General features: G+C 61.0%; 11 protein-coding genes and 1 tRNA gene. 3 read left to right on the top strand and 9 right to left on the bottom strand.

All coding sequences use genetic code 11. The annotated features are described in order from the left end of the window. Positions 1-4: 4 nt before the first annotated feature. Complete coding sequence (locus KB221_07540; GenBank protein WIY67972.1) at positions 5-841, bottom strand: septal ring lytic transglycosylase RlpA family protein; 837 nt, start codon at positions 839-841, stop codon at positions 5-7. A gap of 57 nt (positions 842-898) precedes the next feature. Here KB221_07540 and KB221_07535 point away from each other — a divergent pair. Next, positions 899-988, top strand: a tRNA-Ser gene (locus KB221_07535). 95 nt (positions 989-1,083) lie between these two features. Here the strand turns inward: KB221_07535 and KB221_07530 are convergent. Together KB221_07530 and KB221_07525 are read right to left on the bottom strand one after the other, a co-directional pair. Continuing rightward, complete coding sequence (locus KB221_07530; protein ID WIY67971.1) at positions 1,084-1,743, bottom strand: tyrosine-type recombinase/integrase; 660 nt, start codon at positions 1,741-1,743, stop codon at positions 1,084-1,086. Between the two features lie 646 nt (positions 1,744-2,389). Continuing rightward, a complete protein-coding gene (locus tag KB221_07525; GenBank protein WIY67970.1) occupies positions 2,390-2,962 on the bottom strand; it encodes a hypothetical protein in 573 nt (190 codons plus the stop codon). Positions 2,963-3,201: 239 nt separating this feature from the next. Between KB221_07525 and KB221_07520 the strand changes: the two genes are divergently transcribed. Beyond that, entirely contained in the window at positions 3,202-3,777 is a 576-nt protein-coding gene (locus tag KB221_07520; protein WIY67969.1) for a site-specific integrase, read from the top strand. Between the two features lie 106 nt (positions 3,778-3,883). Beyond that, on the top strand, positions 3,884-4,216 hold the full coding sequence (locus KB221_07515; protein ID WIY67968.1) for a DUF3768 domain-containing protein: 333 nt from the start codon (positions 3,884-3,886) through the stop codon (positions 4,214-4,216). 593 nt (positions 4,217-4,809) lie between these two features. On the opposite strand, the gene KB221_07510 is transcribed toward KB221_07515, so the two are convergent. The 6 genes from KB221_07510 to KB221_07485 all read right to left on the bottom strand — a co-directional run bounded on the left by KB221_07510 (position 4,810) and on the right by KB221_07485 (position 12,364). Beyond that, positions 4,810-5,739 (bottom strand): hypothetical protein, encoded by a 930-nt coding sequence (locus tag KB221_07510; GenBank protein WIY67967.1) that lies wholly within the window; start codon positions 5,737-5,739, stop codon positions 4,810-4,812. A gap of 374 nt (positions 5,740-6,113) precedes the next feature. Beyond that, positions 6,114-6,956 (bottom strand): hypothetical protein, encoded by an 843-nt coding sequence (locus tag KB221_07505; protein ID WIY67966.1) that lies wholly within the window; start codon positions 6,954-6,956, stop codon positions 6,114-6,116. Continuing rightward, a complete protein-coding gene (locus tag KB221_07500) occupies positions 6,922-7,203 on the bottom strand; it encodes a hypothetical protein (GenBank protein ID WIY67965.1) in 282 nt (93 codons plus the stop codon). Before KB221_07500 ends, KB221_07505 begins: the two co-directional genes overlap by 35 nt. Before the next feature lie 206 nt (positions 7,204-7,409). Further along, positions 7,410-7,952 (bottom strand): hypothetical protein, encoded by a 543-nt coding sequence (locus KB221_07495; protein WIY67964.1) that lies wholly within the window; start codon positions 7,950-7,952, stop codon positions 7,410-7,412. 215 nt (positions 7,953-8,167) lie between these two features. After that, complete coding sequence (locus KB221_07490; GenBank protein WIY67963.1) at positions 8,168-8,953, bottom strand: thermonuclease family protein; 786 nt, start codon at positions 8,951-8,953, stop codon at positions 8,168-8,170. A gap of 45 nt (positions 8,954-8,998) precedes the next feature. Beyond that, the gene (locus tag KB221_07485) at positions 8,999-12,364 is read right to left on the bottom strand and encodes an AAA domain-containing protein (protein ID WIY67962.1); all 3,366 of its coding nucleotides are present in this window, start codon (positions 12,362-12,364) and stop codon (positions 8,999-9,001) included. Between the last annotated feature and the right edge of the window lie 214 nt (positions 12,365-12,578).

The following is a 12,578-nucleotide window of genomic DNA, read 5'->3' as shown; positions in this document are numbered from 1 at the left end:
AGCCTCAGCGCGCCGATATCAACAGGGCGTCAGCGTATCCGCGTGCAATCACCGCCTGCCGCGACCGTTCGGCGGCATTGGGATCGGGCCAGGGCCCGACGAGGACCCGGAAAAGGCCATCGGTCCGATCGACGTCGACCGTGGCGCGGTCACCGAGCTGATCGGCGACATGCCGCGCGGCGCGGCGGTCCGAGAAGGCCCCGGCCTGGATCCAGTAGGCCCCGCGCGAGGATGATTCCGCGTCCGCCGGTGGGGCTCGATCCGGTGCGGCCGCATACTGAAGCGTCGTCCCGCCGCCGGTCCGTGGTGCCCGGCCCAGATAGCGGACCCGGACCTCTCCCACACCCACCTGCAGCATGCCCAACGCCTCGGCCGAGCCGCGCGAAAGGTCAATGATCCGGTTGTCGACAAAGGGCCCGCGGTCATTGACCCGCACCACGATCCGGCGGCCATTGGCCAGGTTGGTCACCTCGACCAGTCCGGGCAACGGCAGCGTCTTGTGAGCCGCCGTCAGTGCATGCATGTCGAACCGCTCGCCGGTGGAGGTCGGCCGGCCGTTGAACTGATCCCCGTACCAGGAGGCGAGACCGGTTTCGTCATAGCCCGGCTGTTCGGCCGGCTGATACCAGCGGCCGCGCACCTGATACCGGCGCATCGCGCCGGGCACGATGGGGGCCGGATCCGTCACCACAGGCAGACGCGACGCCTCGGGCCGGGCAACGCCGGCGCAGGCCGCGACCAGCGACAGCAAGGCCGCAACGACGACGCCCCGAAGCGCTTTCCTGGAAATAATTCCGGCCATGTCCCCGCCTGTGAAGACGATCAGCATGGCCAAAGACATTTCCGCTTTGGTTAACGACCCGTTTGGCGCTATGCGGCCAGTCCGCTCGATGAACACGGACAGGTGGCCGAGTGGTTTAAGGCAGCGGTCTTGAAAACCGCCGTAGGTGAAAGCCTACCGTGGGTTCGAATCCCACCCTGTCCGCCAGGCGCGCTGTTTTTACGTTATATAACAAAACATTACACGCGTTTTTGTCTAACTTCCCGAGGTCGGTCGACAGAGTTAGACAACGGTTGTGCTGCTTATGTTCCCGTAATGCGGCTCATCGCCGATGTCGCCAGGAGGCGTTGCCCCGCTGCCCTGGTGTAGCGCTCGACCTCTTTGAGGCTTCGATGCCCGGTCACGGACATGATCATGTGAGCCGAGCAGCCAGCTTCCGCGAGCCGCCGCGCGGCCGCTTTCCGGAGACCGTGCGCGGAAGCGGCACGAGGTAAGCCGGCCTGATTGGCCGCCTCACTGATCCACTGGCTGAACCCTTTCGCGGTGTACGGTTCGCCGTGCTTTGTCACAATGAACGTTAGGTGGGCTGTCGGCACCGCGTCGAGGGACGCCAGCAGCCTTGCATGAACGGGGAGCTCCAGCGCCTCACCCGTCTTCTCCTGGACAACCCGGATGTAGCCGTTCTGAACGTGCTGCGGCCCCATACGCCTAACGTCACCTGAACGCTGTGCCGTGTAGAGTAGCAAGTCGAAGGCGAGCCTCTCCTTGCACCCAAGCGGCCAGCGGGTCTCGAACTTGCTGATGTCTTCTTCCGACCAAGTCAGGAAGCCATCCGTCCGGCGCTTAAGAGGTTTGATGTGAATCGCGGGATTGTCGTCCCGCCAACCCCGGTCGACAGAAAACCCCAAGACGACCCGTATGATTTTGAGCAGGTTGTTGGCTGCCGCGGAGCGGTCGGCCATCCCATCAATTATCTTACGGATATGTTTGGGCTGCAGCTGAGCAACCGGCAGGAAGCCGCATCGTGTTGAAGCGAGCTTCAGGTCGCGGAACCGGTCGAGGATCCCCTTGTACGTGCGCCGCGTCGTAGGCCGCAGCGACTGCCACTCTGCAGAGGCGTAAAACTCTACGGCTAGAGCATCGATTGAACCTGGCCGGGTTCGGGAAGACCCTATGGGAGGGACCAAATTTAGATTGGCTGCTTCATACCAAGCCCACCATGCTTGGCTGTCGAAAGGCTCCCGGGTCTGGCTTTCCTGGCAGCCCTTCTTCCGGAACCGCCACCGAACCACCCCGTGACGGTCGCGATAGTAGCTTGCGTATGGCGGACGGCGCTTCACAGCACTGCATCCCAGGGGTTCTCGGGAACCTCTGCCGGCAGAGCCGAGAATGCCTCATCCAGTTCTATGCGGTCCCATACCTTGCGGCGGTCAATTTCCTTGGCGGTCGGCATACGGCGGTCCGCAACCATCTGGTCGAACTTGCTGACCCCAACGCCAATATATTCCGCCGCTGCCGCCCGCCCCAAACCTCGTGGAGGGCAACTTGACGGCAATACAGACCGGCGAACCCGGCCGACGCTTTCCTCACCACCTGCACTGGTTGAGCTCACCACCGTTCCCCCCGCGGCGAAATCAATCGGCCCTTCTCTGCCCCAAACAGAATGGCCCACTGCTGCATCTCGGCGTTGGGAACGTCGGAGGTGCGGACACGCCTATAGAGCGCTGAAATGGTGGTGGTCACGTCCACCAGAACGATGGCTAACATCTGAACGTCCGACCCGCTGCCGTGATCAACGGCGACACGTCGAATGGCCTTATCAAGGGTGCCGGTTACCGCGATGATTGGTCTTATGACGGGTTCCGCGGCCCTGACCGGTTCAGTGGTTTCAAGGGTTGCGCCCCCAAACAGGAAGCGGCCGGCGTCGCTGGGTCTGCCCTCGTTTGCCAGATCTAAAAGGTCATCAAAATGATTGCGCACCAGAGTTGCAGCATGACTCTGCGGCAGGCCGGCCCTTGCGAGGTCCATTAGCAAAGCGAGGCGGACCGCCTGTTCCTCCTGGAAGTCAGTCCAGCCCGTGGCCGTGGCGCGGCCCGCAAAAGGGAGGTGGCCGCGGTTGTTTAGGGCGTTGTAGGTCGTCGCGGGTATTCCCACGATCTGAAGTAGCTCAGCTCTGCGCATAAAAACATCCTTCCTGCATGCGTTTATGACAGGTCTGTCTAACGCATGCAAGCCGCATGCGTCATCGCTCGTACCGCCCCCGATGTTGCACGAACATTGTTTTTTCTATTGCGTTATCCGTGGCTTATGCTATAATAAGCATGCCAGCCCAGTGCGCGCTGGGCAGCACATCCTCACAACTCATGCCCGAGACCCTCGCCCCTTAGCGAGCGATTTTGGCTGCGCGCAAGGACCGCAGAATGCCAGGAAAACAAGCTAAACTTCTAACCGACCCCGTTGTTCGACGGGCACTACGGCATCTTTCAAAACGCCATTCAGCCGAGCGAGATATTGCGATCTTCCTGTTGTCTCTTCGGGCGGGTCTCCGGGCTTGTGAAATTGCAGCGCTTGACTGGTCCATGCTGCTTGACCCGTTAGGGCGCGTCGGCACCAGCCTCACTGTAGAGAATAGGATTGCCAAAAAGAGCGGCGGCCGAAGGATACCCCTCCACCCGGAGCTAAGAACCGCACTCCTCGTTCTCGCTAGGACCGACCGGTGCGGCCCCGTCATCCGCTCGCTACGGAGTGGGCACCGGATGCAGGCCAATAGCTTGGTGAACTGGTTCAAAACCCTCTTCCACGACATCGGAGCGTCTGGTTGCTCGTCTCACTCCGGCCGTAGGACTTTCATCACCTTTGCGGCCCGCAACGCCCATCGCGCCGGCGCGAGCCTCCGCGACATCCAACTGCTTGCAGGTCACCGTTCAATTGAAGTGACCCAAGGATACATCGACGGCGACTCAGACGCCCAACGTCGGCTCGTCCTCGGGCTGTAGCCCACTACCCATAGGCCGTCTCTAGGACGGCCTCCAACAGGCCGGCAGCACTCAAGCCAGTGCTTGCGATCACCCGCACCGCTGCCCATTCCACAGGACAAAACACATGAACGTTGAAAGACGCGAGCGCATCCGTGCGCTCAACGACCGACTGCGGCGTCAGCACGTCGGAGGGCGCATCCTCGTCAGCTCAGGCATCATGGCCGGCGGGCCTGGCATGGCGGCAGCTGCTTTGGTGGCTGTTCGTCACTTCGACAAATTCGACGAGCGGAACGACCCCTACGGCGAACACGACTTCGGGGCCGTGACCGTCGGCGCTCAACGGATCTTCTGGAAGATCGACTACTACGACGCCTCGATGACCTCACACGCTGTTGATCCGTCGGACCCGGCCGCCTGCGTGCGGGTCCTGAGCATCATGCTGGCGGAAGAGTACTGACGTGCTGCTGCACCCAGTGGGGCACCGAACGTGAGGCCCGCCAAACAAGGGACTTTTGACGGTCTTTGCGGCGTCTATGCCATCATTAACGCTCTGGACATCGCGGGCTTGTGCGAGCCCAGGGGCAGGACACACAAAGAGCTGTTCGTCCTGCTTACCAGCGCTCTTCCTGCCCCAAGGCTGCGTGCCGCCATGGACTACGGATTAACAGCCGCGGATCTGCGGCTTGCCGTCCGGAAAGTCGCTTCGCATTGGCCCCCATCCCGCCACGTGCAGCTGTGCCTCAACCAACCACTACAGCGAAGCGCAGTTTCTTGCCCGGCTGAGATGCTCAGTAAGCTCCGAGAGGTTGTTGCCAAGCCGGGCACTGCAGTGATCGTTCAAATCGCCTGCCCCGGCTATCGGCACTGGACCGTGATTAGCAAGCTCGGGGACCAGACCGCCCTAGTCAGGGATTCAGGCCGCATGACTTCGCTCGACTTTCGACGATTTGGACCGAAGGGGCGGTACCGACTGGTCTATCAGGCCACCTTAGCATTGACCTGCCGGGTGGACTAAATAGCCCCCTTCGGAGCCGCCCCCTCCATCGTCGTCTAAAAGAGTCGAAGGTCGTTCACGGCCATTCCAAACCCACCGTGGACTTTGCGAGCCGATTTGCGCTGTCCGCGCAGGTCTTTGAGCACATCAGTCTCAGCTTGAGTGAACCCTGGCTCGGGTTCGACCCGATCGCCCCGCCGGCGAAAGCCCGATAGTACCCAAAAGCCCTTGGGCCCCAACGCCGCGTACAGGCGGGTTAGTTCCTGCTGAAGATGGCCTGGGAGCATCTGATAGGATTTGTAAGAAGTCGCCTGTCGAACTTCGCGGTAGCGGCGATGTCGGTTCTGGCGCGGGTTATGGTCGACCAACGCGAGGACTCCGGAGATGTAGGACATGGTTTTCAGAAGGTGAGCCAGATCCTTGATCTTGACCGCCTTCCTAGGCCGGATGTCGAGCACCTCACGATCCCTCGGGTCCACGCGAAATGCAGACTTGATGGCATTTTGTGCGCTGACTCCGTCTAGGTCTCTTACAATCACCAGCGCATGCAAATGAACACACCAAACGCCCCAGTCAGCTTGGGTACCATCGGGGTTGAACGCGATATCGACACCGCCAATCAAACGTCGCCCCAAGGTCGTTGGAATATTCCTCGCTCGCCGGCTGGCGATCGTCCTGAGCTGTTTCACCACATCGGGCGTCAACGAACCCGGAGGCACTCGGAACTCGGGAGGGCACCACGTTAGGTGATATACATCCCACCCCGAACGAAATGCGGCCTCGAAATACTTCATGGCTTTGTGCATTAGCCGGCGCTCGCGGATAGCAAGCAAAGGCTCAAGGGTGTCCGGCAGCTCGATGTGATCACGTCCGAACCCGGATTTTGGCACCACTCCCGCTGCCTCGGCTGAAGTCCAGCATCGGTTCGATATGGCCGCGGCCGATCGACGATCGGCAGCCAACTGTGCACGCTTTTTGGGCGTCATGTCGTCACTACTCCTAGGGGCACGTCGGGCGCCCGCTGATTGAAATGATATGAGAGTGACGCGCCGGTCAGCGGTTAGTCCGCTATATCAGCTCAGCCGCCCGGAAGAGCGGTCGGCGCTTTCTGGCCAAGCCAGATGCCCGCATCAACGAGGATACTATAGGCGATCCCGTTGAATGAAAACCCGGACCTTCAGTCGCGAGACGCAGCCTTCAGTTCCGTCGCGCGAATTCTAAGGATCGTCGCGCCAGCGCCATCACGCCACCCACTAGCTATATACAAGTAGTAGTCTGGGTAGTGGGGGTATACACAGCACGCTGCCAATGACGGGCTGGTGAATCCGCCCCTTGCGCGACGCGTTGGCCGCGAGCGTCCTTAGCCTTCAAGGCATACTCGAACCGCCTCGTTGGTCCAGCACTGGCCTTCCCTTATCACGCTCCCTAGGGGCACATCGGCGTCGAGGGATTCTCCGGTGACCGGCGACAGACACGGGTTCCGATAGCTGTAGACGATGGCCGCAGCTGCATTGCCGTCCCATCGAAGATCGACGTGACATCCTCCAGCCTGCTGGCTGCTCAGGACGACCCGGTCCTCGTGGAAAAGCCCCTGGCAAGGTCCTGACATAAGCGTGAGACCTTCAAGGGTTACGTCGCACGTGCCGCGTGCTTCCCCGGTCTTTGGAATGACGGCATCAACCTCTCGGCTCCCCGTCACGTCCTGCTGAGTTGGACTTGCTGGCGGTTCAGTTACCATCGCCAAAGCTACCAGGAGCTGGTCGACTGCCAGCCCCTCATGGACGCCGTCGTTGGTTTGAATGCGGGTGATGATGGCGCGCCCCGGTCCACATGACTCAGAAGCGGTGGTCTCGCCCTGCCCTCCGTCAAACTGGATATCGAAATCGATCAGCAACGCCTCGCCTGTCAGGTGGTCGTCCTTCCGGCTCCGTAGAACAAAGTTGGATCCATGAGCCTCCCAGGCGATCACGAGTCCTCTTTGCTCCAGCGTGTTGGCAAGAGAGTGGAGCGGGAGCGCCATCGGTGTGTATGGCGCGACGACGCAGCTATTCAGCACCGCCTCAGCAGGCCTGAACGCCGGGAGCTGCGAAGCCGCCTTACAGCCCCAGAAGAGAGGCGCTGCCAGGAGAGTCAGACTGATCGTGAGCGCAATGCCTGCAACCCGTTTCCTATTCATTGGCATCAAAATCGCGAGGCTGAACATGCATGCGAATGGCTTCAATCAGTGGAGCCGTGGCTTCTAGCAGGACAAGGCCGTCGTGGTGCGTGAGTAGGTATTCGCCGCGTGAAGAATGCCATTTCTCAGCTTGTCTGCCATTTAACCGACCGGCCCCTGTGCCTTCTTCGGGTTCAGCCCCTTCCGCGCGCAAGGCTAACCGGAGTAGTTCCACCATCTCATCATCAGGCTCCCGAGAAAATATGATCAGGATGGGGTAATCCGTCTCGGACATAAGCGCGCTCTTTTTGAGTGTGTACGCTTACACGTTACCAACCTCTACAATCCGACCAAGAGCTTTGGCAGACTTCTCCACACCTCCCGCACGTCCTTTCCCCCGACCGCGAGAGGGGCGCACAGCATCAATGAGGACCGGTGCCGCATGAACGTCCGTTCGATCGCCGACAACGTGATGGCTGGCGTGAGTGGATTTGTCTGGATCTACACTTTGTCTGAGGGGAGCGGGTCTCGGACGCAGTCTTCTCGCTTTTTCGCCTCAGCTCGCAGGGCGATTGCTGCACGGGCGATTTCCGCCTCATCTTCATCGTAGTTCGTCCGGCATCCCGTGTTGTCCGACGAGAGGAAGGCACGAATTCCTCCGCTCACCTTGCGGATCGTAAATCGGGAGGTCGTTAGAGCCCGTGCGACCTCGACCGAGGGCGCTCGGTCAATAGGGAATGAAGACAGCACGTTGTCGACGGCATCGAGCAGATGAAGACTGGGCGAGATCAGAACCTGATCCCTCGACACTAACTTCATACCGCCGAGATCCAGTTGGGTCTGGCTCATCGCCGCTTCTGCGTGTTCCAGGGCGATCACTGCGCCGCGAACGTATGAGTCATCCCGAGCGTCATCCCGTCGCTGTTGGACACGAGACTGATGGGCAGCAACAGCAATCGCGACGAGGATGGCGAGCACGGAACCAACGGCTTGGACCCAAGCGGGCCAGTCCACGTCAAAGTTGAAGAAGATGAGTTCGGTCACGCCGGCTCGCCCAAAGTTGGAGTAGCCTGAGCTTACGGTCAGAATGCTCGTTGCTGAAGCGGAGTCTGATATTCCAAATCGCCTCCTGTGCGCGGTGCGGACCGTTGATCGTGTGTCGTTGGCAGCCGATCGCACAGCAGCCCAAAGTGCATTTTTCTACATGTGCACTGACAAGCTCGGCCGAGCCCTAAGAGCGTCCCCTCGTATCGCTTCTTCTACCGACTGATCGTACCGCAGAGCTGTTCGCACGGTTCGCCATCGTCGTTGCCATCGAGCGAAGAAACCCCACATCGCTCCAGGTAAAAGTGCGCTTCAGCACAAGAGCTCATCTGCCGACAAAACCGCTTTCCCGAACAGCTAAACTGCGCATTGGCCCGAGGCGAACCAGGCGCTGGACTGAACAGCCCCTGCGAAGGAACCACGGGTTGGTCACCGGTTCCGGTCCGCACCCCTTGGCGCCACTCCCAAGGCGCCACCGTCTGCTGGTCGCTCATCGACCACAGCCCTGCCCTGCTGGCGCGCGCCCGAGTCTCCGTCGCGACCAGCGTCTCATCGGTCAGGTACTGCCGGTACGCCCACGCATGCCCCTGCTCCACCATCGCTCGGTTGACGTCGCGACCGTCGGCGAACAGACGCGCGACCACGCGACCGTAGCGGTCGGTGTCGGTCTGCTGCACCGAGACCGTCTTGCTGAACACCAGCGCCGAAAGCGCCTGCCGCGAACGATCCCCCCACGGCTGCCCTCGCTCTGGTGCGTCGATCTCAGCGAGTCTGATCGTATGCTGTTGGTTCTGCTCGTCGAGCACAGTCACCGTGTCTCCGTCGGTGATCCCAACCACCCGCGCCCGAAACGATATGGTCTCAGCTCGAGCCCCTCCGCCGGCCTGTGCGACCAGCGTAGCCGCCTGCTCACACGCAGTGACCGAACCGAGCGCGATCGCAACGAGCGTCGCAGCGAGCGCGCGCCTCAGCCGTTTCAGGGCGATTGTCGTGATCTGCACTCTTAAATCCCTTTGCAGCTCACTGCTGCGTCGCGACTAAGTCGGTCAGTCGGGCAGTCTGCGATGTAGCTCCGCAAAAACCCCAACATCCTTCCAGCGATCACGCGAACCGACCACATAGACAGCTTCCTTGGCCCGTGTGACCGCGACGTTGAGCAAGTTCGGCTGACGACCAGCCCAACCTCGCGCGCCTGTCTGAGACGCCATCGGCGCCCCCAGAACAAAGATAACCGCCTCCGCTTCTCGACCTTGCACGGTGTGTACAGTCCCCACTCTCTCGCGCAGCCACGCGGTGGCGTCAGGGACCAAAGCCGCAAGGATCCCGCTTTCGGCAATCAAGCGACGCAAGTTGTCTTGAACGACCACAAACGGCGTTACGATGTAGAGGTCTGGTAGACCGCCTCCCGCAGTCGCCGTTACGAGCAGATCGAGCACCACCTGCCCTTCCGCCGCAGACCACTTATCGACTGCTCGACCATTCACATTGATCCAACGCGACGCACCCAGCGCGTCGCGAATGGCGGACTCCTTTGGAGTCTTCGCCTGAACCATCTGTCGCTCGTAAGCGATCGCGTTTGCGACAGAGAACATCGGCTCGGAACAGCGACGATGCACCAAGAGAGGGACGCCCACGGTGCGACTGCCATTCCGGCCTGCAAACTCCGCGACGTACGCCGTCGCTGCATCCGCGAGTGTCTGCACTGACGCGCCTGGTGCGTTGTAGAGATCGGGATCTGCTCCGAACTGACGATGGATGGCGTCGGTCAACGTCTCTGGCAGCATCACGACGGGTTGGATCTGAAGGGGGTCGCCGACGACGATGGCGCGCTTGGCACGCATGAGTGCACCGACGGCAGACTGGGGCGTCGCTTGACCGGCTTCGTCAATCAGCAGCCATCCCAGCGACTCCGGCGGCAACCGCCCAAGCATCCGATCGACCGACGCGAACGTGGTCGAGATCGCGGGGACCACAAGGAAGAGAGACGACCAGAGATGCGGCAGGAGAGCATCCTTCTGCGGAGATCCGAGTGATCCACCGCCGAGCGCATTCATCATCGCGCCGAGGTTATGTCGCAGCGGTTTGGCGCTGGCGTCGATGAAAGCCTTGTGAACCGCCAACGCCTGTACGAACAGGCCGTCACGCCTCTTTTGCAGGTCAGCGCTCAGCCAAGGCGACGCTCGATGGCGGTCTGCGTGTGATCGACTGAAAAACTCAGCATCTACGAACCGATCGCCAATTTCCGCGCGCCGAGCTTGTGCGCTGGTCAGAGTTTCGGACAGCGTGTGGACGGCGGCTGCCCAACTTGATTGAGGTTCTCTCGCTCGCTCAAGTTCGTAGCGAATGGTGCTCGCCGCTTGACGCGCCAAAACATTGGCCGCCTCAGCCTCATCGGTCTGCCTGTGAAGCCGAGCGCCGGCGCCGTCCTTCCGCACCACCCATACACGCCACCGCCGAGTCCCGAACAATCGCGACCAGAAGCCGGGTCGTTGGGCAACCATCGCCTTCCAATCAGCCAGTTCGCGGAGAAGCCCAGGGAGAAGCGACCATGCCACACGCACCCGCTCCAGCTCCGCAAGCTCATCCTGCATTGCGCGATGACTCGACAGAAAGGCTTCTCGGATCACACGCCAGCGACGTAGGGCGTCGGCATTGCTTGTCGGTGCGTCTTCTTCGGTCACGATGCGTGGGGGACGCTCGGCGAGAGCAGCGGCGGCCTCTGCCGAATCTTCGATGACCTGCGGTGCCCCAGAAGCGGCGGCGAGGTAGGTCGAGAGACCGACCTCCGCATCCCACCAGAATGTCTGACGAAAACGCGACCGGTTTCCACCGTTGCCCAAGACCGCAGCCCCCAACCCCCATGTCGCCTGGCCGCAGAGTTCGTCAGAGAGCGATCTAAAATATCGAAGCGTTGGCTGGTCGTCGGCAATCGCGCCGAGCGTTGGGATTTCACCGCTTACGTTCTCAACCGCCTTGTTGTTCGATGAAGCGACCAGCATCTCGAAACCGCGAATGCTCTCATCAACCTCGTACAGATGGATCCAGCTGTTCCCCGCCCTCACCTTCTCGCCACTGTGCACGAAGGCTTCGCTGGGATCGTAAAACTGAGCCATCGCCAGGGCGCGGTCGGTCACAAGACCGCTCACTAGATCTCTCAGAAGTGTGGTTTTCCCGGTGCCTGGCGGTCCATTGATCGCGAGAACACCACCATCTCTGAGTTCGTCGAGCGCAAGGTTGACGGCCGCTTGCTGAAGCAAAACCAATGGATGCCCACCGTGGCTCGGCCATCGGGCCGGCGGGAACCGCGCAGGCTCGATGGCGCGAGCAAGCGCGGTGTCGTCGTGCAGCAGATCGTCGCGCGCACTTGGTTTGATCACGCCGAGATATCGCGAAAGATTGCCTGGTGCCGATCCGTCGCGCATGAGCGCAGCGGCCTTGCTGAGGTCATTCAAAAAGAAGCTATTGAGCAGCAGCGCGTCAGGCGGCTCATTGCTCCGGTAATAGGGGTAGACGCGAACAGCGAACGACGGAGCGCTCGTCAGCTCTTTCGGCAAGCCAAGACAGCTCGCTAGCCATTTGTACGCGTCATCTATGTCTTTGCGCGTGAGCGAAAGCGTTTCACCGTCTGCATTGCGCCGGCGCACTCGCTTGTCGAGCTGCTCAAGGAGTTGCCGCTCTTGGTCGGGCCAGTTAGCCAAACCTTTTAGATCACCTGCGAGCGCGATCGGCAGCCCCCACGCGAAGCTGGAAATCGAGAAAGCGCTCTCCTCGATGGGACGGCCCTGGCGATCAACGATGATGCTCGCAACGATGCTCTCACCGCGGGCCTGTGGTCGTTCAACGCGCAGATCGACGTAGGCTTTGCTCAGTCGATCAACGGCCGGCGCCATGTCGATCGAACCAAGCACCACATGATAGAAAAGCCTTTTCCCCGGACGCGATTTTTCGCCGTCACCGGACCACGGTAGAGCGCCTGAAAGTTTTGCGATCGCTCGCGCGTCCCCTCCCGCGAGTTGGGCTGGTCTCAGATAGGTCGCTGGACTGAGCACCTCCAAGACCGTCCAAGCAGCGAGGATGTTCACAGGCTCGTTGGTGAGCGGGCCAGTGGGCGGCGCTTTGAAACTTGTCGTCGGTTGGACTGTAGCGCCGGAAACGGTCTCAACGTCGTCAGAATCGAGCTTCTCGCTCTCTTCGAAGAGATCGTCCGTGTCGACTGCGGCAGGTCTCGCGGGTGAAGGACGACGCGCGTTCGAAGCGGCAGGTTTGTCAGGTTCTCTGCCGGGGGAACCACCATGCGATTTCAGGGCCGTGTCCACCTTGGCGCGCAGCGCTGCAGCGCGATCGGTCTTGCGATGCGCAAGCTCGGCCGAGATCGCTTCAAGGACGGCGCGGTCGGCTTGGTGGGCCGACACTAGCCGTTCGAGCTCAACGATTCCCGTTTGAAAATACGGCCTCACGCACTCACCCCTTTGCATGGACCTCAAAATCCACGCCCGCGAGAACGTTCGCCAATAAGCTCCGCCTCACCCTCGCATTCGACTTAGAGCAAAGGTCGTCCGATCAACAGCCAAAGCGTGCAAAGAGGCGCGACCGCAAGGGGTGGACTTCTAGCCCACCCCTGCCCGC

Origin of the sequence: Aquidulcibacter paucihalophilus (genome assembly GCA_030285985.1) — a bacterium.
Taxonomy (GTDB): Bacteria; Pseudomonadota; Alphaproteobacteria; order Caulobacterales; family Caulobacteraceae; genus Brevundimonas.
This window is presented reverse-complemented; position numbering and strand designations above follow the sequence as displayed.